Raw genomic sequence first — 20500 nt, forward strand, 5'->3', positions numbered from 1 at the left:
AGTGGGAAACGGGCAATTTTAGCAGATTCTCGTTAATAAAGACGGACAAAAGGTCGTCTGAAAAACTTGCCCTCCCCTTCTCATTTCATTGAAACTGCCTTTTCAGACGACCTTTGACGACTTTGACCGCGCTCAAACCTGCTGCGCTCCGCCCATGCTGCCTGATTTGAAATAATTTTTTTTAAAAATAGAAGGATAGGTTTGTATTTTGCCCAAGGTCGTCTGAAAACCTGCGCTTTGCAAACCTGTAGTTTAGGATTAGTATAACTATACCAATTTATCCCAAATCCATTTCAAATCATTCACTTCGGAGAAATTCCATGATCTACACGGTCCCTGTAAACGAATTGCGTTTCGGCATCCGCGTGCACGGCAGGTTGGACGAAATCTTACAACTGCCCCATGCGGAAGGTTTGGATGCGGAAACGGTGGATGCGGTGCTGGACGAGGCGGCGCGGTTTGCGTCGGAGCAATGGGCGGACACCAACCGCACCGGCGATTTGCACGGCGCGGGTTTTTCAGACGACCTGATTACGACCCATCCCGATTTGGCGCGTGCCTACTATGGTTTCTGCGAAGCGGGCTGGGCGGGTTTGCGCGCGCCGGCGGAGTTTGGCGGACAGGGGCTGCCGGTGGTCGTGTCGGCGGCGTGTGAAGAGATGTGGTGCGCCGCCAACCTTGCCCTGTCGCTGATGCCGATGCTGACGCTGGGGGCGGTGGACGCGCTGTTCAAACACGGCAGCGAGGAGCAGAAACAGATCTACCTGCCGAAAATGTGCAGCGGCGAATGGGCGGGAACAATGAATTTGAGCGAACCGCAGGCGGGTTCGGATTTGAACCACATCGCCACCCGCGCCGTGCCGAAGGAAAACGGCGCGTATGCCCTCAGCGGTCAGAAAATCTTCATCACTTGGGGCAATCAGGAAATGACGGAAAACATCGTCCATCTGGTGCTCGCGCGCCTGCCCGATGCCGCGCCGGGCGTGCAGGGGGTATCGATGTTTATCGTGCCGAAATATTTGGTGAACGCGGACGGCAGCTTGGGCGGACGCAACGGCGTGCGCGCCATCGGCATCGAACACAAGCTCGGCATACACGCCAGCCCGACCTGTACGATGGAGTTCGACAACGCCGAAGGCTATCTGGTCGGCAGGGCGGGCAAGGGTTTGGCGTATATGTTTACCATGATGAAAACCGCGCGGCTGAACGTCGGCATCGAAGGCCACGCCGTCGCCGAACGCGCCTACCAAAACGCGCTCGCCTATGCGAAAGAGCGCGTGCAGGGACGCGACGAGGCGGACGGTTCAGACGACGTAGCGATTATCCGCCATCCCGACGTGCGCCGTATGTTGTTGATACAAAAGGCAACGCTCGCCGCCCAACGCTCCCTCTATCTGCGCGCCGCCGCCCTGACCGATTTTGCCGCCGCCTGCCCCGACAACGTATTGCGCAAAGAAGCAGAGCGCGAACTGGATTTCCTGATTCCCATCGTCAAAGCCTGGCCGACCGACAACGGCGTCGTCCTGACCAACCTCGCCGTCCAGATTTACGGCGGCGCGGGTTACGTCGAAGAAAGCGGCGTGGCGCAATACCTGCGCGACGTGCGGATTACGCCGATTTACGAAGGCACCAACGGCATACAGGCCGCCGATTTGGCAGGGCGCAAAACCACCGGCAAAAACGGCGCACTGCCCTTGAAGCTGCTCGCCGAAGGCAAAGAGCTGGCGGACAAACTCGCCGCCGCCGAACCTGCCGCCGCGCAGCAACTGGCGCAAGCCATTGAAACGGCGGAACAAAGCATCGCCCGCATGGTCGGATACGCCGACCGTCCCGCCCTCGCCGCCGCCGCGTCCAACGCCTACCTGCAACAAATGGGGCTGACGCTCGGCGCCATCGGACTCGCCCGCGCCTACCTTGCCGCCGAAGCCGCCCGAACGGACAACGCCGACGGCTTCGGCAGCAATTTCTACGCCACACAGCAACACAACGCCCGCGTCTATTGCGCCCACGTCCTACCGCAGGTGTACGCCTGCGCCGCGCAGATTGAAAACGCGCAGGCATTGTTGGATGTGCCGTTAGAGCTTTATTGACGGATGCGGGTTTGAAAAGAGGTCGTCTGAAACTGGAAATCAGGTTTCAGACGACCTTTTTATGGGTTTCAACCTATCCTTTTAAACGGCGGCAGGCTGGCTAGTAATTGTTGGCCGTATCGCTGCGTTTTGACGCGGTTGTCGAGGATGGTCACGCGGCCGTAGTCTTGTTCGGTGCGGATGAGACGGCCGACGGCTTGGATGAGTTTGATGCCGGCTTCGGGGACGGTGATTTCGATAAAGGGGTTGCCGCCGCGCTGTTCTATCCAGCGGTTTTGGGTTTTTTCAATGGGGTTGTCGGGCATGGCGAAGGGGAGTTTGGCGATGATGACTTGCACGCAGGCGGTGCCGGGCAGGTCGAGTCCTTCGGCGAAACTGTCGAGTCCGAAGATGATGCTGGCTTTGCCTTCTTCTATGGCTTGGTGGTGTTTTTGCAGGAGGACGGCTTTGGGCAATTCGCCTTGTACGAGCAGGAGCGGCAGGTAGTCGTCGGGCAGGCGCAGGGCGACATCCTGCATTTGTTTGCGCGAGGAAAACAGGACGAGTGTGCCGATGGCTTCGGTGGGCGAAATCAGCTTGGGCAGCCATTCGACGATGGCGGCGGTGTGCGCGGCAGGGTCTTTGGGACTGGCGTGCACCGGCGGGATGTAGAGTTCGCCTTGCGCGTCGAAATCAAACGGGCTTTCTAGGGCAAGGGTGGTGGTTTCAGGCAGCCATTGCAGTCCGGTTTGGCGCAGGATCAGGTTGAAGCTGCCCAAGGATTGCAGGGTGGCGGAGGTCAACACTGCGCCTGCCGCGCTCCGCCACAGGCTGTTGGCGAGGTGGGACGCGCTGCTGATGGGGCTGGCGTTGAAAATGTAGTCGTTTTTGTCGTCGGCGCGGCGGGTTATCCATTTTGCCAGCGGTTCTTCGCCCTCGAGGGGGACGGTGGAGAGCAAGTCCCATGTGGCGGTGATTTGTTCGACGCGGGCGCGGAATACGCCGAATTCGGTACTCAGGCGGTCGATTTGCGCGCTGTTTTGGTCTTTGTCGCGGCGGGCGGCGGACAAGGCGTCGTTGAGGCTGTTGATGTGTTTGTAGAGGCTGCGGGCGGCGATGGCGGTGTTGGAAACGGTGGTTTCGAGGCCTTCGGGGATTTTGCCGTCTTCCCACAGCCAAGTCGGTTCGCTGTTTGTCCGTCTGTCGTTTTCAGACGACCCCAAGCCCAAAGACGGTTCTTCGGCGAGGTGGAACTGCCATTCATGCAGGCTTTCGAGCAGCGCGGCGGCGGCTTCGTCGGCAAGGTTCGCCAACTCGCCTTTGTCGGTGAGCGTGGCGATTTTGCCGGTAACCTGCGGCAGTTTTTCCAACGCCCACACGGCTTGGTTCCACGAATGCTCGGCGGCAAATTGGCTGAGTGCTTTTTTGGGCAGGTGGTGCGCTTCGTCGATGCAGTAGAAGCTGTTTTCAGGGTCGGGCAAAATCACGCCGCCGCCCATGCTGATGTCGACCATCAGCAAATCGTGGTTGGTGACAACGACATCGACGGTTTCCAGCGTGTCGCGGGCAAGGTAAAACGGGCATTCCGGGCGGTTGGGACAGGCGGCTTTGAGGCAGCCGTAGTTGTCGTTGTTCACCTTCATCCAGATGGTGTCGTCGATTTTTTCCGGCCAAGTGTCGCGGTCGCCGTTGAACCGTCGGGCGGAAAATTCGTCGGCGATGTCGCGCAGCAGCTTCAATTCTTCGGGCTTGGGTTTGCTGTCCCACAACACGGCGGGGGCTTCGAAGCCGAGCAGGTTTTGCTGGGCGTTGCTTTGTGTGAGTTGGTAGAGTTTGTAGGGGCAGAGATAGCGGCCGCGCCCTTTGGCAAGCGCGAAGGTCAGTTCCAAACCGCTTTTTTCCACCAAAAACGGCAGATCGCGGTCAACCAGCTGCTCCTGCAAAGCAACCGTCGCGCTGCTCACAATCAACCGCTTGCCGCGCGTCTGCGCCATAATGCCGCCCGCCAGCAGGTAGGCAAGCGATTTGCCCACGCCGGTCGGCCCTTCGATCACGGCAATGCTCTCGCCCTCGCGCTTGGGCGGCTCGCCGCCTTCTTCGCGCGTCAAGGTCCGCGAAAAAGCGTTGGCAATCGCCGCAATCATTTCCCGCTGCGAAGTGCGCGGACGGAAACCGGGCAGGTTTTTGCCGATATTTTGGTAATGGTCGCGAATGGCGTTTTTTTCTAAATCGGTGAGCATTGAGGTCGTCTGAAAAGGTGGATTTGCTTATGAATTTGTTATTTTAGCATTTTTCGCGGACGGGTTCGGGAGAGATGGGAGGGGTCGTCTGAAAAGCATATTTTTGCGTTTTCAGATGACCTTTGGTAAGGGAAGCTGTATCGGGATAGGAGTTTTGAACCGTTGTCGTTTCTGTCTTCGTGTGAACAAGCTAAATTACTTTATTTTCGATACGCACTTACCGGCTGTCCTCGCGTAGGTGGGGGGCGGGAATGACGGAATTTGATGACATGCCGTATTTAAAATTAAGTATGTTTGCTATGGAGATGGACAGTAGCGGCGTGGGTGGATTCGATTGCGTTGGTGCATCGTTAAAATAAAGATAAGGGCGCATGATTGCGCCCCTTCGGTTTTCAGACGACCCCTTAAATTTGGCGGAGTGCTTAAGCCGTTTTGTTCCGCAACGGCAGTTTGATATGCGGTTTGGCAGGTTTGGGCGCTTCTTTCAAGCCCAGTTCGATTTGCTGCTCTTCGCTCAACAAATTGCTCCAGTCGCCTTTTTTATACCACTCGCGCCCGTCCAATTCGATGGGGTGCTGGATGCGCTCGCAGCCGTTGCCGCACTGCAAATCGTCTTCTTTACAATATTTGTCGCAACCCCAGCAGATGCGCTCCGGCGCTTTGGGGAAGATGGGAAATTTTTTGGCCATGGTGTGAAATCCTTGTTTTATTTTCATGAAATTATAAATGATTAGACCGCGGCAGCTTGGGTTTTGTACGTCTTTTTACGCTGGACGGTTAAGAAATGTATCAGGTCGTCTGAAAGGCGGAGTCTGTGCATCCGTCTGTTTCATCACACGCTTTTCCCATATCGGCGTAAAATCCGTACCTATTCATTCGATAATAATACATTATGCCCTTCCCCGAATTGACTGACGCCGAGCTTGCCGAATCCCGCAAGCTGCTCCTGCGTTTCGCCCGCATCCAATTGCCCGACCGCCCGGATTTGGCGGAAGACCTTGTGCAGGAAACCATGCTTTCCGCCTACCGCGCTGCCGAAGGGTTTAAAGGAGATGCACAAGTCGGCAGCTGGTTGTTTGCCATTCTGAAAAACAAAATCACCGACTGCCTGCGCCAAATCGGACGGCAGCGCGAAGTATTCGCCACGCCTGCGGAAGAAATGTTGGACGAAATCTTTGAAGAACGGTTTGCATCAGACGGACATTGGACGGCGGACGGCCATCCGCAAACTTGGGCCTCGCCCGAAAAAACGTTGGACAATAAAGAGTTTCGTGAAATCCTGCAAACCTGCCTCTACCAAATGCCTGAAAACACCGCCCGCGTATTTACCATGAAAGAAATCCTCGGCTTCTCGTCCGATGAAATCCGCGAGCAATGCGGAATCAGCACGTCCAACTACCACACCATTATGCACCGCGCCCGCGAAACCCTGCGCCAATGCCTGCAAATCAAATGGTTCGGCAATGCAGAACATGCCGGTTAAGCCAGTTAGGAAACCACGATGAACAAATGCCGCAAAGTCGCCTACCTGCTCTCCAAAAAACAGGACGAAACCCGCCTGACCGTTCCCGAACGCATTTTTCTGGGCAGCCACCTGCTGATATGCCCCCATTGCCGCGAATATAAAAAACAACTCGACCTCATCCATAAAGCTATGAAAAAGATTTTTTGAGGCTGCCGGATAAGGTAAAAAGGTCGTCTGAAACCTGATGTAGGTTTCAGACGACCTTTTATCATTAAGAGGAAACACGGATTGATCGCGGTTGAAGATGAATTTTCTATGAAACGGAACACCCATAAAAAAGCCGGGTTTTTAAACTCGGCTTTTGAAATTCGGCAGTATTTAGGCGGATTTTGAAGCATGGCAAACAAGGTTTAAACCGTCCAATAAGTTGGAAGTTTTATAGGAATGGTTGTATAGGTGTCAACATTTTCATCCATTTTTCAGTACAAAATATGATTTATGACAATATTCATTACTACAGTTCATTACATCGGCGGAAACGTTCATATTATATGTGTTAATATTTTATAGCTGTATTATAAACAGTACCTTAACTAGAAAATTTAAAGAAGGATAGGACATGAACAAATTACTAATTGCTGCAATGATGATGGCTGCACTGACAGCCTGTTCTCAAGAAGCCAAGCAGGAATCTAAAGAAGCGGCTACCGCCGTTGCTTCCGATGTTAAGGAAGCTGCGGCCTCTGCTACTGATGCCATTGCTTCTGCCGCGCAGGAAGCGGCAAGCAAAGTAGAAGCTGCTGCCGACAAAGCTGCATCAGAAGTGAAAGAAGCGGCTCCTGCCGAAGCCAAACCAGAAGAAAAACCCGCAGACGCTTCGTCAGCCAAAGTGGACGGTAAAGCCGTTTTCGAAGCCAACTGTAAAATGTGCCACGGCGGTACCATCCCGGGTGCTCCGGTTGTCGGTAAAAATGACGACTGGGCTCCGCGCATCAAACAAGGTAAAGACACCGTGTACAAACACGCAATCGAAGGTTTCAACACCATGCCGGCAAAAGGCGGCAACGCAGGTTTGAGCGACGACGAAGTGAAAGCTGCAGTTGATTACATGGTTAATGAATCCGGCGGCAAATTCTAAATCGTATCGATCAAAACGCACCTTGCAACAAGGTGCGTTTTTTTATGGGAAAACAGCTTTAAAAAAGCGAAAACCGTTTGAAAGCAACCCTTACGGAGACAAGTAGCTTTACAAACGGTTTTCAGGTCGGCCTAGCGACCCACCAGCAGACAATTATACCAACATCATGACTTTTTGACAAACTCTGATTTCAAATTCATCGCGCTGCCGTCGATTTTGCAACCGATATTGTGGTCGCCTTCTTGCAGGCGTATGCCTTTTACCTTGGTTCCTTGCTTGATAACCATGGAGCTGCCTTTGACTTTTAGGTCTTTAATCAGGACAACGGTGTCGCCGTCTTGTAACACGGCGCCGTTGGCATCTTTGACGCTCAGGGTTTCTTCGGCGGCTTCGCCGTCGTTTTCCGTCCATTCAAACGCGCATTCGGGGCAGATGTATTGGCTGCCGTCTTCGTAGGTGTATTCGGATTGGCATTGCGGGCAAGGTGGGAGGGACATGGTGGGGATTCCTTTGGTTGAGAAGCGGGGGATTATAAGGGAAAGGGAGCAAGGATACGACGGCTTTATACGGAGGATTCAATACAAAACGACCTGTCTTGCAACAGGTCGTCTGAAAACACGGATACGGCTTAGAGGGACAGCGAAGCTGCCTGAATCAGACCGCGTGCTTTGGCTTCGGCTTCTGCGGCACGCTCTTGCGAGGTAAAAGGCCCCATTTTGACGACGTATTCGTAGTCGCGTTTCTCCATGGAAACTTTCGGATTCATTTTGCCGTAAGAAAGGTTTACCGCAGCTTGGTTCATATAGGCTTGCGCTTCGCGCTCGGTACCGAAGGATTTCAAATCGACGAAAATGTCTTGGCCGTTGTAGGCTTGGGCGCTTTGACCCGGAACGATTTGTTCGACTTTGACGTGTCCTGTGCCTTGGTTGATGAAACCCAATCGTTGGGCGGCGGCTTTGGACACGTCGATTACGCGGTTGCCGTGGAAAGGACCGCGGTCATTGACGCGGACGATGACGCTTTTACCGTTTTTGGTGTTGGTCACGCGGGCGTAGCTGGGAATGGGGAGGGTTTTGTGGGCGGCAGTCAGGGCGTTCATGTTGTAACGCTCGCCGCTGGAGGTTTTACGGCCGTGGAACTGGCTGCCGTACCATGAGGCGTTGCCGGTTTGGCTGAAGTTGGATACTTTGGTCATCGGCGTGTAACGTTTGCCGGCGACTTTGTAGCTGCGGTTGGCGGAGGAATGCAGCTTCTCGGCGCGAACGATGGAGTCGGCTGAGGCAGAATGAATGGAAAGGATGCTGATTGCAACAGCAGTCAGGGTGGAGAAAAGGGTGGTTTTAGATAAAGTCAAAACGTAGTCCGTTCTTGAGTTGATAACGCGGCGGGATGGCTCCCAGGCGGTTTCAGACGACGTATTGGCGGTTTGACAAAAACCAAGCTGTTAAACAGTATCGCCTTGGTTTTTGTCAAACGGCTCAGGGAGACTCCCTTGCGGATGTTATACACCGCCTGCGTAACCGTTTTGCCGCCATGCTTCAAACAGAATCACGGCGACGGTGTTGGAAAGATTCATGCTCCGGCTGCCGGGCTTCATGGGCAGGCGCAGCTTTTGCCCTTCGGGCAGGGCGTCGAGGATTTCGGCGGGCAGCCCGCGTGTCTCGGGACCGAACAAAAAGACATCGCCCTCAACAAAAGAAACTTCGTCGGGACGGGTTTTGCCTTTGGTGGTCAGCGCGAAAATGCGGCGCCCTTCCAAGGCTTTGAGACAATCTTCGAAATTCTCGTGTACCGTCAGTTTTGCAAACTCGTGATAATCCAAACCTGCGCGTTTCATTTTTGCCGAATCCAGCGGAAAACCGAGCGGCTTGACCAGATGCAAATCGGCTCCGGTGTTGGCGCATAATCGGATGATATTGCCTGTATTGGGCGGGATTTCGGGTTGGTACAAAACTATGGTAAACATATAAATCAATCACTTATAGAGCGGCATAATGCCGAAATGTTCCGTAGGTGTCAAAAACTTTAAGCTATTTTTTCATTGGCGGACGCGCCAAACTCCAGCAAAAAATCTTGCCCGCGCCTGATTTTTTCAGCGTCCGCGCCAATTCGTCCAGCGTCGAGCCGGTGGTGAACACATCGTCGATTAACAAAATATTACAGTTTTTCGAGATATGACCATTGATTTCAAAGGCATTTTTTATGTTGCGCACCCTGTCTGCGCTTTTCAGCGTGCTTTGCGGCTCGCGATGTCGTCTGAAAACCGTCTGCCTCGGCAGCAGCGTCCAGCCGTAATGTTCGGACAAAATATCCGCCAATTCCTCGCTTTGGTTGAAGCCGCGGTGCAGCCGCCTTTCTTTGCTCAACGGCACGGGCAGCACAAAATCGAAACGTTCCGTTTCCAGCCAGTCGGGCGCATGGCGGCGCATCAGTTCCGCCAGCGGACGGCTCATGCCGAGGTCAGCCAAATGCTTCAACGCGCGTATCATACTGCTGACGGGCGGCTCATAATACAGCGAAGCCCACATCCGCTCAAATGCCGGCGGCTTCTTCTGACAGCCGCCGCACACCGCCCCGCCCTGTATAGTGCGGAAACACAAAGGGCAACTGTTTGCCGCGTCCGTAAAAAATTCTTCCAAGTCCGCCACGCAACCGTCGCAAAAACCGCCATACGGCTGAGTTTCGCACGCTGAAACCAAGGCGTGGCATAATACGCAACGGCTTTTGTTCCGCCATCCCGCATTGCGCCACCAAGAAAACACATCCATAGAGAAAACACCCATGCCGCACTCCGCCAAAAAAGTTTATCTGATACACGGCTGGGCAGCGAACCTCCACGTCTTCGACGACCTCATCCCGCGCCTGCCTACCGATTGGGACATCCGCGCCCTCGACCTGCCCGGACACGGCGACGCGCCCTTTGCCGAAAACTTCAACATCGCCGCCATTGCCGAAGCCTTCGCCGAAGAAATCGACGCGCCCGCCCACATTCTCGGCTGGTCGCTCGGCGGCTTGGTCGCGCTCCATCTCGCCGCACGCCGCCCCGACAAAGTCCGTTCGCTCTGCCTGACCGCAAGTTTCGCCCGCCTGACCGCCGACGCGGACTATCCCGAAGGCCTGTCCAATCCCGCTTTGGGCAAAATGGTCGGCGCGTTCCGACAGGATTATGCCAAACATATCAAACAGTTTCTACAATTACAGTTGCTGCATACACCAAACGCCGCCGAAATCATCGGCAACATCCTGCCCGACCTCTCCCGCCACGGCGCACCGCCCGCCCTGCAAGCCGCGTTGGACGCCGTCAACCAAGCCGATGCCCGCCCCCTGCTTTCGAGCATCCAAGCTCCGTCGCTTCTGGTGTTCGGACAAAAAGACGCCATCACCCCGCCGCGCATGGGCGAATACCTCAACCGCCATCTGGCGGACAGCGAATTGGTCTTGATGGAAAAAGCGGCACACGCCCCGTTTTTAAGCCATGCCGACGAATTTGCCGAACGTTACCGCGGCTTTGTCGAAAAGGTCGTCTGAAAAGCTTTCTGCTGTGATTTCCATGCAGACGTAAATCCAATTACTCGCCTTTTCTTGATTTAAACCTAAGCTGCGATACTTACATTTATTGCCGCTCGGCGTTATAGTGGCAGTAGTGTTTGCCTTTTATATATTTATATATTGTCTATTTAGAAAGGAGTGCCGGTATGGAAAAAATCGGTTTCAAACCCATACCCGCTGCGATTGCGGTGGGCTTGGCATTATTGATTTGGTTTGTGATTCCCGTCCCTGACGGCGTGACGCCGCAGGCTTGGCATTTGTTGGCGATGTTTGTCGGCGTGATTGCGGCGATTATCGGCAAGGCGATGCCGATCGGGGCTTTGTCGATTATCGCCGTGATGATGGTGGCTTTAACGCAGGTAACGGTACCCGAGCTGGGCGCGGACGGCAATCCGATTAAAAAGCCCGCGGATGTGGCGATTAAGGACGCATTAAGTTCGTTTGCCGACCCGCTGATTTGGCTGATCGGTATTTCGATTATGATTTCGCGCGGAATTTTGAAAACCGGCTTGGGCGCGCGCATCGGCTATTATTTTATTTCGGTGTTTGGCAAGAAAACGCTGGGCATCGGTTACAGTCTGGCACTGTCGGAGCTGATTCTCGCGCCGGTTACGCCCAGCAACACCGCGCGCGGCGGCGGCATTATCCACCCTGTGATGAAAGCGATTTCGTCCAGCTATGATTCCGACCCTGAAAAAGGAACGCAGGGTCGTATGGGCCGCTATCTGGCTTTGGTGAATTACCACAGCAATCCGATTTCATCGGCAATGTTCATCACCGCCACCGCACCCAATCCGCTGGTGGTCGATTTGATTGCCAAGGCGACGAACAGCGAGATTCATTTGAGCTGGGGCACTTGGGCTTTGGCGATGCTGCTGCCGGGCTTGGTGGCGATGTTCCTGATGCCGCTGGTGCTGTATGTCATTTATCCGCCCGAAATCAAGGAAACACCCAACGCGGCGCAGTTTGCCAAAGACCACCTGAAAGAACAGGGGCCGATGAACCGCGGCGAAAAAACCATGTTGGCGATTTTTGCCGTATTGCTGATTTTGTGGGCTGGCATTCCGGCGATGATTTTCGGCAAAGCTTTCGCCGTCAGCCCCACCACCACCGCCTTTATCGGCTTGTCGCTGCTGCTTTTGTCGGGCGTACTGACTTGGGACGATGTCTTGAAGGAAAAAGGTGCATGGGATACGGTGGTATGGTTCTCCGCGCTGGTGATGATGGCTTCTTTCCTGAACAAGCTCGGCCTGATCGGCTGGTTTTCGGATATGCTGGGCAGCAACATTAAAAATACCGGCATGGGCTGGGTCGGCGCATCGGCTTTGCTGATGCTGATTTATATGTACGCGCACTATATGTTCGCCAGCACCACCGCCCACATTACGGCGATGTTCGGCGCATTTTACGCAGCGGGGCTGTTTTTAGGTGCGCCGCCGATGGGATTCGGTCTGATGCTTGCCGCCGCCTCCAGCCTGATGATGACGCTGACCCACTACGCCACCGGCACTGCGCCCGTGGTTTTTGGTTCGGGCTATACGACGCTGGGCGAATGGTGGAAGGCGGGCTTTGTCATGAGCGTGGTAAACCTGCTGGTATTTATCGTTGTCGGCGGATTGTGGTGGAAGGCTTTGGGTTATTGGTAAGGTCGTCTGAAATCCGCTCAACCCAAGACCGGCAGGCGCATTTCTGCCGGTCTTTAAACTTGTATAATTGGGTTTGAAACCTTCCCCCAAACCTGCGCCAACCTAAATATAGTGGATTAAATTTAAACCAGTACGGCGTTGCCTCGCCTTGTCATACTATTTGTACTGTCTGCGGCTTCGTCGCCTTGTCCTGATTTTTGTTAATCCACTATAACAAAGCACCCCCCCTTCAAAAAAGAAGAAAAAGGTCGTCTGAAACATGAACCCCCAAGACAAACGCTGGCAAATCCACCGCCATCTCGCCCAAGACACCGACGAGCGGCTGCAAATCGTCCGCCACGCGCCCAAGCGCGTCCTGCTGGTCGGCGCGGACGCGGACATCAGCCGCAGCCTGCTTGCCGCGCGTTATCCGAACGCGGCATTCGAAGAATACGACCCGCGCTCTGACTTCCTCCAAACCGCCGCCGCCGCACGCAAAAGCGGTTTTTGGCAAAAGCTCACCGGCAAAACCGTCCCGCAACACTGCCAAGCTCTGACCGCCCCGCTGCCCGAAGCCGCTGCCGATATGTTGTGGGCGAACCTCAGCCTGCCCCGCGCGGACGAAATCCTGCCCGTCCTGAAAAATTGGGCAAACGCCCTGAAAACAGACGGTTTATTATTCTTCACCCATTTCGGCCGCGACAGCCTGACCGAGCTGACAGGTCGTCTGAAAAACGCGGGGATAGCCTGTGAAACGCCGACCTTAATCGATATGCACGACCTCGGCGACATGCTTGCCGACAACGGTTTCTACGACCCTGTTACCGATACCGCCAAGCTCGAATTGAGCTACTGCAAAGCGGCGACGTTCCGGCAGGACATGGAAACCTTGGGCTTGTGGCACGCCTTGAAATTCAGCGACGCCCAAGCGGCTGAAGCGTTTGTGGATAAGATTTTTGAAACCGAAGGCGGTCTGACCGTCACGCTCGAAACCGTGTACGGTCATGCCGTGAAGAAACTGACACTGCCCGAAGGAGAAAATGTGGTGCGGTTTTATCCGAAAGGCTGAACGGTTTGTCAAAACAAATGAAAGGTCGTCTGAAAACGTCTGACGAATGGCGTTAAAACGTTTTCAGACGACCTTTCTTCCTTAGCTGATTCATTCAACTTTCAATACGCCATTTCCCATCGGCTGTCATTTTTCGCAGGCGGGAATCCAGAGGCCTGAAATGACGGAAACCGCGAAACATTTTTGAAAATCGAAGCCTAGATTCTCTCGCCTGAGCGGGAATGGCAGTATGCACGTTTCTTATTTCGATTCACTAAAATTTGCGGGCCGGGCATTCCTACCCGACCCGCCGTTTTCAGACGACCTTTCGTGTTATCGCATCTTTATTTCACTTTGCTTTTCAATGCGCCGTAGCCTGCCGCGTCCATTTGTTCCAGCGGGATGAATTTCAGGCTCGCGCCGTTGATGCAGTAGCGCAGTCCGCCTTTGTCCTGCGGGCCGTCGGCAAAGACGTGTCCCAAGTGCGAATCGGCGGCATGGCTGCGCACTTCGGTGCGGCGCATGTTGTAGCTGAAATCGTCGTGTTCGGTAACGGCGGCGGCGTTAATCGGGCGGGTGAAGCTCGGCCAGCCGCAGCCGGAATCGAATTTGTCGGCGGAGCTGAACAGGGGTTCGCCGCTGACGACGTCCACATAAATGCCGGGTTTGAACAGATGGTCGTATTCGTGGCTGAAGGCGTATTCGGTCGCGCTTTTTTGGGTAACTTGGTATTGCTCTTCGGTCAGGATGCGTTTGAGTTCGGCATCGCCGGGTTTTTTATACGTTGCCGCGTCGAAGCCTTTGCCTTGCGGGGCGGCTTTGCTTTTGCCCGGCAGCGGTTCGTCGGCTTTGCGGATGTCGATGTGGCAGTAGCCGTTGGGGTTTTTAATCAGGTAGTCCTGATGGTATTCCTCGGCGTCGTAGAAGTTTTTCAGCGGCTCGTTTTCGACGACGAGGGGCTGTTGGTATTTTTGCTGCTCGCGTTTGAGGGCGGCGGCGATGACGGCTTTTTCGGCGGGGTCGGTGTAGTACACGCCGCTGCGGTATTGCGTGCCGGTGTCGTTGCCTTGTTTGTTGAGGCTGGTCGGGTCAACGACGCGGAAATAATATTGCAGGATGTCATCGAGGCTGAGTTTGTCGGCATCGTAGGTGACTTTGACGGTCTCGGCATGACCCGTGTCGCGGTAGGATACGTCTTCGTAGCTCGGGTTTTGCGTTTTGCCGTTGGCGTAGCCGGATACGGCGTCAATCACGCCGTCTATGCGTTGAAAATAGGCTTCCAAGCCCCAGAAGCAGCCACCGGCGAGGTAGATGGTGCGCGTGTTCATGATTTTTGAATCCTTTTTCTGTGTGTCGGGTTTGTAGAACGCGTTTTTCAGACGACCTAAATCGGCATTCGGGTCGCGGATTAACGCCAATGCCTGCGCTTCGTTGATGCTGCCTTTGACGATGCGCTGCACGTCGCCGTCTTTACCGATTAACGCCCACGAAGGGTAAACGCTGATATTCAGGCTTTGGGCGATGGTGCCGCCGTTGTCGGTCACGACGGGCAGCTTGGGATAGTTCAAACCGGCATACCATTTCTGGAAGTCGCCGTCTTTTTTCTCGTGCAGAAAACCGGGGGAGGCGACGGTAATCAGGTTGGCGGAGCTGAAGCGCTTGTCCTGCGCCCATTTTTCGGTCTGCTCCAATTCGGACAAACACAAAGGACACCAGCTCGCCCAGAATTTAATCAGTGTCGGTTTGTCTTTTTTCAAGTAAACGCTGGCGGGGCGGTTGTCCGCGGTTTTCAAAGTGGACAAAGTGTGCGGCACGGTCGCGGCTTCTGCATCGGCGATTTTGGGCGAACAGGCGCCCAGCGCAAACAGACAGCCGAACTTGGCGCAAAGGGAAAATAAGGTACGGGGTTTCATCTCTATGTTTCCTGTGTGGATGGTTTGTATTATTAGACGTTGAAGATGCCAAAACCTTACAGCCTGGATTTTCAGACGACCTTGCCGCGTAAAATACGCTACAATACGCCCTATTTCAAGTTTCTAAAATTAAAAGGAAAATTCAATGTTCAGCTTCTTCCGCCGCAAGAAAAAACAGGAAACGCCCGCTCAAGAAGAAACCCGCATTCAGGAAACCGCCGCCGAAGCCGTAGAACGCGCCGAAACCACCGTTTCGCAAACGCTTGAAACGGTTCAGGAAAACATCGGCGAAAAAGCGGAAGAACTGACGGCGGCAGTCGAAACGGCGGTAGAAAACGCAAAAGAGCGCGCCGAAGAAATCCGCGAGACCGTAGTTGAACATGTTTCCGAAACGGTCGAACACATCCGCGAGGCAGTCAGCGAAACGTCGTCTGAAACGGTCGAACAGGTGGAAGAGTGCGTTGAAGCCGCTCGCGAAACCGTTACCGAGAATGTTTCCGCCGCGGTCGAACACGTCCATGAAGCAGTCAGCGAAGGGTCGTCTGAAACCGTAGAAGCTGTCGAAACCGTAGAAATCCAAGCTGAAGCCGCGCCTGCAATATCCGAAGGACATTCCGTACAAACCCTTGAAAATACAGCCGTCGCTACGTCGTCTGAAACCTCTGAGCCACCCGAAACCGAACCCAAACTCGGCTGGGCGGCGCGTTTGAAACAAGGTTTGACCAAATCGCGCGATAAAATGGCGAAATCGCTGGCGGGCGTGTTCGGCGGCGGGCAAATCGACGAAGATTTATACGAAGAGCTGGAAACCGTGTTGATTACCAGCGACATGGGCATGGAAGCGACGGAATACCTGATGAAAGACGTGCGCAACCGCGTCAGCCTCAAAGGGCTGAAAGATGGCAACGAGTTGCGCGGCGCATTGAAAGAAGCCTTGTACGACCTGATTAAGCCGTTGGAAAAACCATTGGTCTTGCCCGAAACGAAAGAGCCGTTCGTCATCATGCTGGCGGGCATCAATGGTGCGGGCAAAACCACCTCCATCGGCAAACTCGCCAAATATTTCCAAGCGCAGGGCAAATCCGTGCTGCTTGCCGCCGGCGACACCTTCCGCGCCGCCGCCCGCGAGCAACTTCAGGCATGGGGCGAACGCAACAACGTAACCGTCATCTCGCAAACCACGGGCGATTCCGCCGCCGTCTGCTTTGACGCCGTCCAAGCCGCCAAAGCGCGCGGCATCGACATCGTGCTTGCCGACACCGCCGGCCGCCTGCCCACGCAGCTTCATTTGATGGAAGAAATCAAAAAAGTGAAGCGCGTGCTGCAAAAAGCCATGCCCGACGCGCCGCATGAAATCATCGTCGTCCTCGATGCCAACATCGGGCAAAACGCCGTCAACCAAGTCAAAGCCTTCGATGAGGCGCTGGGTCTGACCGGCTTAATCGTTACCAAACTCGACGGTACGGCAAAAGGCGGCATCCTCGCAGCGCTTGCCTCCGAACGCCCCGTCCCCGTCCGCTACATCGGCGTGGGCGAAGGCATAGACGACCTGCGCCCGTTTAACGCGCGCGCGTTTGTGGACGCGTTGCTCGATTGATACTGCCACACGGTAAAACAGTAAACAAGAAGGTCGTCTGAAAAGTTTTCAGACGACCTTTTTCTTTTTGAGGCCGCCCTAGCAAATACGGCAGCCCCACTAATACATTGTTCTCGAAATGCGAATCTTGATTGCCATCAGCTTATGCAACAACCAAAATACCTTGTTCCAGCCAGTCCGACCATTTTTGCCTTAATGCATCCTGCCAGCCGTTTTCAGACGACATGAATTCTGACAGCATGGCTTGCAGTCCGTTCAGGGAGGCGGGCGTGTCTGCCAGCGTTTCCAGCAATAATGCGTCGAAATCGTCGAGGATTTGGTACATCACGTCGTCTTCGCTGTCTCGCCACACCAAAACAGCGGTTTCCGCCGCCTGCAATTCGTCGGTAACATCGTAGTAGTAACGGCGGACGAAGGCGGCGGGAGAAAGGGTGTACGCCAAATCGTCTGAATCGGCGGGCGGGGTTTGGCTGTCGGTTTGGGCGACTTCGGCGAGCAGTTGGGTGTGTTCGAAGTCCATCAGTGCCAAGAGGTCGTCTGAAAGCGGCAGGCTTTGGCAGTATTGGAGGAACTCGCCGGCAATTTCTTGAAAATAAGGGGTTTGCGCGCGCGCGTCTCGGATGAAGCCTTCTTTCAGACGACCCCATTCTTCACTGTCGAGATATTGCGGCGTTTCGGTATAACAGCGGTCGATGAAGCTGTGGATATTGTTGTGTATCAGGCGGATATAGACGTTCAGGCGGTCTTGCGGCAGTCCGTCGGCGGCTTCGCCCTCGCGTATGGCTTGGGCAAAGCGTTGTTGGTATTGGGCGGAGGTCTCAGGCTGCACGGCGGTATTCCTTTCCGGCACGCGTTTGATATTCGGCGATTTTGGCGACTTCGGCTTCGAGTTCGGCAAAAGGTGGGAAATTGAAATCGCGTTCCAACAGGGTGGGCGGGATGGTCGGCAGCTTGGTGTAGGCGAGTTCGAGCAAGTCCCAAACGGTCGGTAAAACTGCCGCGCCGTGGGTATCAATCAATAATTCGGGCGTTTCGACGTCGTGTCCGGCGATGTGGATGTAACACACGCGCTCTGCGTCGACGTTTTCCAAAAAGGCTTCGGGCGACAACAGTCCGTGGTTGACGGCGTTGACGTAGATATTGTTCACATCGAGATGAATGCCGCAGTCGGCTTCGCGGGCAACGGCGTTGAGAAACTCGACTTCGTTCATTTCCGCAAGCGGGGAATGCAGGTAGTAGGAGGTGTTTTCTACGGCGATGCGGCAGCCCAATCGGTCTTGCACTTCGCGGATACGCCGCGCGGTATGCCGCACCATCTCTTCGGTGAAGGGCAGCGGCAACAGGTCGTAGAGATGACCGCCGTCGTGGCAGTAGCTCAAATGGTCGGAGAAAAACGTGCAATCGTAACGGCGCATCATTTCTTTGATGCCGTCTATCAAGGCGGTATCCAGCGGGGCTTGTCCGCCCAGCGACATGGATAATCCGTGCAACGCCAGCGGCAGCCGTTCCGCCACGCGGTCAAACTGTTTGCGCGCCCTGCCGCCCATTTTCAGCCAGTTTTCGGGGGCGGCTTCGATAAAGCGTATCGGGCTGTCGTCTGAAAGCGAGAGGAAGTCTTCCGCCAAGTCGCGGCGGTAGCCTAAGCCTGCGTGTTGAATCATGATGTTGCTCCGTTTTGGATGGTGTTCCGACGGTTTTGGTAGGAAATTGCTGTCAAAATCAAATAAAAAGCCGCATTTATCAATAAAATGCGGCTTTTGGTTCTAAATTATTTAGAACCACATTTGCCTTCGCCGCATTTGCCTTCAACTGCTTTCGCTTTGGCTTTTGCAGCTTTAGCGTTTTTAGCGGGGGCTTTTTTTACGGTTGAAGCGCATTTGCCTTCGCCTGCTTTAGAAGCAGCGGCACCGCATGAACCTTCGGCAGCTTTAGCCGCACCGCAAGAGCCTTGGGCAGATTTTTGAACGCCTGCTTTGCTGCTTACCGGTTTGTCGGCAGCAACAACGCCGGCGGCCAAAGACAAAGACAAAGCACCTGCAAGGGCAGCGGCTACATTTTTTTTCATATTGATTTCCTTTTTAAAGTATCAAGTTAAACAGATTAAGAATTTAAGTTGGCGCGTTTAAAGTCCGCTCCCCGACCTTTTTCATTGATTTCCGACGCGGCATTTCGGGCAGAAGCGTTTTTTCAACAGGGCATCCAGCGATAAACGGCCCGCGCCTTGAAGCAGAATCGGGATTAAAACCACGATGTAAATCAAAGCCATTTTATAGCCGTTGTCGCAGACATTATAACCCGCACCCGCATGGACTGCCGCCCATGCCACCCCCGTTACAATGATTAATCCCAAGGCGGACAGGCGGGTTGCCAAGCCTAAAAGCAGCAAAACCGGGAAAACCAGCTCCACCCACATCGCCAAGTTCCAATTCATGCTGTCGGGCAGTAAATTGAACGGAAAGGGGAATTGGTCGTTGATTTCGGCAAACCAGTTTTCGCCGTTCCATTTCTGCATGCCCGATTCCCAAAATTCGTAAGCGGCAAACAGGCGCAAAACCAATAAACCTAAAGCCGATTGCCACGGGGCTGTGATATTCGTTTTCATGATAACCGTTTCATAAAATCATTTCATGCCCGATTAGACGCGGCAGCTTGAAAATGCTTACAAGCCAATTGAAAAAATTTTGTTTGTTATTGTTTTATAACGATATTAATATTCAGAAGGTCGTCTGAGAACAGGTTTCAAGGTTTCAGACGACCTGTTTTAGTTACCGAGACCAAACCGCTTATCCCTATCTCAACAATTCATCCGTTATCCGTTGCAAAAACTCGATGCGTTCGGGCTTGGCTTCGCCTGCTTCGGCGGCGGCTTTGACGGCGCAGCCGGGTTCGGCGCGGTGGGTGCAGTTGTGGAAACGGCATTGCCCGACGAGATGGTTCAGGTCGGGGAAGTATTGCAGCAGATCGGCGGCTTGGAGGTGGTGCAGCCCAAATTCTTGCAAACCGGGGGAGTCGATCAATTGGGTTTCCTCGTTTAAATCGTAAAGCTGGGCGTGGGTGGTGGTGTGTTTGCCGGAATCGAGCGCGGTGGAGATGTCGCCGGTGCGGGCGGTTTGGTTGCCCAAGAGGGCGTTGGTCAGGGTGGATTTGCCCATGCCGCTTTGTCCGAGCAGGATGTTGGTATGCCCTTGCAGGACGGGGCGCAGGATGTCGGCGTTTTCCAGCGCGCGGGTTTCGATGACGGGATAACCGAGCGTTTCGTAGAATTTGAGTTTTTCACGCCAGAGGGCGGTTTCGGGCAGGTCGGCTTTGTTCAGGATGATGACGGCTTGGATGCTCGCGGCTTCGGCGGCAAGGAGCGCGCGTTGCAGCAGGGCTTCGCTGGGCGAGGGAACGGCGGCGGTAACGATAAGGAGCTGGGTAACATTTGCGGCGATAAGCTTGGTTTTCCAAGCGTCTTGGCGGTAGAGCAGGCTTTCGCGCGGCAGGTAGTCTTCGATGACGGCTTGTTCGGCGTTGATGTTTTGGATATGCACGCGGTCGCCGCAGGCGAAATCCACCCGCTTTTTGCGCGTGCTGGCTTCGTAGGTTTTGCCGTCGGGCGTGCGCACGATGTAGCGGCGGCCGTAGCTGGTAATGATTTGGGCGGTATCGGTCATAAATGGTTGGGTCGGGTGGAGTGGATAAAGGGAATGTTCGCGGCGGCGTGGCTGCCTTGCGGCGAAAGGTATTGTACCGAAATAGGCAGGGGTCGTCTGAGTCGTCTGAAACGATTCTATATCGGGTTAACTGGAAACCGATACGGCGTTGCCGCCTATCTTGATTTCAACTCATCCCGCGAGATTCGAAAGGTTTTCAG

20 protein-coding genes and 1 pseudogene are annotated in these 20500 nt (G+C 54.4%); 8 read left to right on the forward strand and 13 right to left on the reverse strand.

Annotated features, from left to right (window positions below; translation table 11 throughout):
• The first annotated feature begins 320 nt into the window (after window positions 1-320).
• Window positions 321-2090 carry an acyl-CoA dehydrogenase family protein gene (locus tag NSCA4_RS0103505; RefSeq protein WP_016686851.1) on the forward strand — a complete coding sequence of 590 codons (1770 nt, stop codon included), beginning with the start codon at window positions 321-323 and terminating at the stop codon, window positions 2088-2090.
• 68 nt (window positions 2091-2158) lie between these two features.
• On the opposite strand, the gene dinG is transcribed toward NSCA4_RS0103505, so the two are convergent.
• Together dinG and NSCA4_RS0103515 are read right to left on the reverse strand one after the other, a co-directional pair.
• Window positions 2159-4309: an ATP-dependent DNA helicase DinG gene (gene dinG / locus NSCA4_RS0103510; protein ID WP_016686852.1), complete on the reverse strand. Its 2151-nt coding sequence runs from the start codon at window positions 4307-4309 to the stop codon at window positions 2159-2161.
• 422 nt (window positions 4310-4731) lie between these two features.
• Entirely contained in the window at window positions 4732-4998 is a 267-nt protein-coding gene (locus tag NSCA4_RS0103515; RefSeq protein ID WP_003766405.1) for a DUF3079 domain-containing protein, read from the reverse strand.
• Between the two features lie 203 nt (window positions 4999-5201).
• On the opposite strand from NSCA4_RS0103515, the gene NSCA4_RS0103520 reads away from it, so the two are divergent.
• The 3 genes from NSCA4_RS0103520 to NSCA4_RS0103530 all read left to right on the forward strand — a co-directional run bounded on the left by NSCA4_RS0103520 (window position 5202) and on the right by NSCA4_RS0103530 (window position 6912).
• Window positions 5202-5792 carry a sigma-70 family RNA polymerase sigma factor gene (locus tag NSCA4_RS0103520; RefSeq protein ID WP_016686853.1) on the forward strand — a complete coding sequence of 197 codons (591 nt, stop codon included), beginning with the start codon at window positions 5202-5204 and terminating at the stop codon, window positions 5790-5792.
• Between the two features lie 18 nt (window positions 5793-5810).
• The gene (locus tag NSCA4_RS14495) at window positions 5811-5981 is read left to right on the forward strand and encodes an anti-sigma factor family protein (RefSeq protein ID WP_016686854.1); all 171 of its coding nucleotides are present in this window, start codon (window positions 5811-5813) and stop codon (window positions 5979-5981) included.
• 412 nt (window positions 5982-6393) lie between these two features.
• The gene (locus NSCA4_RS0103530) at window positions 6394-6912 is read left to right on the forward strand and encodes a c-type cytochrome (RefSeq protein WP_016686855.1); all 519 of its coding nucleotides are present in this window, start codon (window positions 6394-6396) and stop codon (window positions 6910-6912) included.
• Between the two features lie 164 nt (window positions 6913-7076).
• On the opposite strand, the gene NSCA4_RS0103535 is transcribed toward NSCA4_RS0103530, so the two are convergent.
• The 4 genes from NSCA4_RS0103535 to NSCA4_RS0103550 all read right to left on the reverse strand — a co-directional run bounded on the left by NSCA4_RS0103535 (window position 7077) and on the right by NSCA4_RS0103550 (window position 9680).
• Window positions 7077-7409, reverse strand: coding sequence for a zinc ribbon domain-containing protein YjdM (locus tag NSCA4_RS0103535; RefSeq protein ID WP_016686856.1), 333 nt, complete (start codon window positions 7407-7409; stop codon window positions 7077-7079).
• Between the two features lie 131 nt (window positions 7410-7540).
• Window positions 7541-8266, reverse strand: coding sequence for a septal ring lytic transglycosylase RlpA family protein (locus NSCA4_RS0103540; protein ID WP_016686857.1), 726 nt, complete (start codon window positions 8264-8266; stop codon window positions 7541-7543).
• A 147-nt stretch (window positions 8267-8413) separates the two neighbouring features.
• A complete protein-coding gene (trmL, locus tag NSCA4_RS0103545; protein WP_029609489.1) occupies window positions 8414-8878 on the reverse strand; it encodes a tRNA (uridine(34)/cytosine(34)/5-carboxymethylaminomethyluridine(34)-2'-O)-methyltransferase TrmL in 465 nt (154 codons plus the stop codon).
• A gap of 64 nt (window positions 8879-8942) precedes the next feature.
• Window positions 8943-9680, reverse strand: coding sequence for a ComF family protein (locus NSCA4_RS0103550; RefSeq protein WP_029609490.1), 738 nt, complete (start codon window positions 9678-9680; stop codon window positions 8943-8945).
• A 13-nt stretch (window positions 9681-9693) separates the two neighbouring features.
• Between NSCA4_RS0103550 and bioH the strand changes: the two genes are divergently transcribed.
• Entirely contained in the window at window positions 9694-10440 is a 747-nt protein-coding gene (bioH, locus tag NSCA4_RS0103555; RefSeq protein ID WP_016686860.1) for a pimeloyl-ACP methyl ester esterase BioH, read from the forward strand.
• 167 nt (window positions 10441-10607) lie between these two features.
• Complete coding sequence (locus tag NSCA4_RS0103560; RefSeq protein ID WP_016686861.1) at window positions 10608-12107, forward strand: DASS family sodium-coupled anion symporter; 1500 nt, start codon at window positions 10608-10610, stop codon at window positions 12105-12107.
• An 85-nt stretch (window positions 12108-12192) separates the two neighbouring features.
• On the opposite strand, the pseudogene NSCA4_RS15445 reads toward NSCA4_RS0103560, so the two are convergent.
• Window positions 12193-12312 (reverse strand): annotated as a pseudogene (locus NSCA4_RS15445) (IS5/IS1182 family transposase); the annotation flags it as partial.
• Window positions 12313-12366: 54 nt separating this feature from the next.
• Between NSCA4_RS15445 and NSCA4_RS0103565 the strand changes: the two are divergent.
• The gene (locus tag NSCA4_RS0103565; RefSeq protein WP_016686862.1) at window positions 12367-13155 is read left to right on the forward strand and encodes a class I SAM-dependent methyltransferase; all 789 of its coding nucleotides are present in this window, start codon (window positions 12367-12369) and stop codon (window positions 13153-13155) included.
• Window positions 13156-13478: 323 nt separating this feature from the next.
• Here the strand turns inward: NSCA4_RS0103565 and msrAB are convergent, their stop codons facing one another.
• Window positions 13479-15047, reverse strand: a complete 1569-nt coding sequence (gene msrAB, locus NSCA4_RS0103570; protein WP_016686863.1) for a bifunctional peptide-methionine (S)-S-oxide reductase MsrA/peptide-methionine (R)-S-oxide reductase MsrB — start codon at window positions 15045-15047, stop codon at window positions 13479-13481.
• 145 nt (window positions 15048-15192) lie between these two features.
• Between msrAB and ftsY the strand changes: the two genes are divergently transcribed.
• Window positions 15193-16644: a signal recognition particle-docking protein FtsY gene (gene ftsY, locus NSCA4_RS12760; protein WP_016686864.1), complete on the forward strand. Its 1452-nt coding sequence runs from the start codon at window positions 15193-15195 to the stop codon at window positions 16642-16644.
• A gap of 142 nt (window positions 16645-16786) precedes the next feature.
• Here ftsY and NSCA4_RS0103580 read toward each other — a convergent pair whose 3' ends face one another.
• From NSCA4_RS0103580 to rsgA, 5 genes are all read right to left on the reverse strand, one after another.
• Complete coding sequence (locus NSCA4_RS0103580) at window positions 16787-17473, reverse strand: HvfC family RiPP maturation protein (RefSeq protein ID WP_016686865.1); 687 nt, start codon at window positions 17471-17473, stop codon at window positions 16787-16789.
• Window positions 17463-18305 (reverse strand): HvfB family MNIO-type RiPP peptide maturase, encoded by an 843-nt coding sequence (locus tag NSCA4_RS0103585; protein WP_009312575.1) that lies wholly within the window; start codon window positions 18303-18305, stop codon window positions 17463-17465. The genes NSCA4_RS0103580 and NSCA4_RS0103585 overlap by 11 nt, the downstream gene beginning before the upstream one ends.
• 107 nt (window positions 18306-18412) lie before the next feature.
• Complete coding sequence (locus tag NSCA4_RS0103590; RefSeq protein WP_016686866.1) at window positions 18413-18709, reverse strand: hypothetical protein; 297 nt, start codon at window positions 18707-18709, stop codon at window positions 18413-18415.
• 81 nt (window positions 18710-18790) lie between these two features.
• Window positions 18791-19246 (reverse strand): HvfX family Cu-binding RiPP maturation protein, encoded by a 456-nt coding sequence (locus tag NSCA4_RS0103595; RefSeq protein WP_016686867.1) that lies wholly within the window; start codon window positions 19244-19246, stop codon window positions 18791-18793.
• A gap of 187 nt (window positions 19247-19433) precedes the next feature.
• Complete coding sequence (gene rsgA / locus NSCA4_RS0103600) at window positions 19434-20300, reverse strand: ribosome small subunit-dependent GTPase A (RefSeq protein ID WP_016686868.1); 867 nt, start codon at window positions 20298-20300, stop codon at window positions 19434-19436.
• Window positions 20301-20500: the final 200 nt, after the last annotated feature.

Origin of the sequence: Neisseria sicca 4320 (assembly GCF_000193735.1) — a bacterium.
Taxonomy (GTDB): Bacteria; Pseudomonadota; Gammaproteobacteria; order Burkholderiales; family Neisseriaceae; genus Neisseria; species Neisseria sicca_E.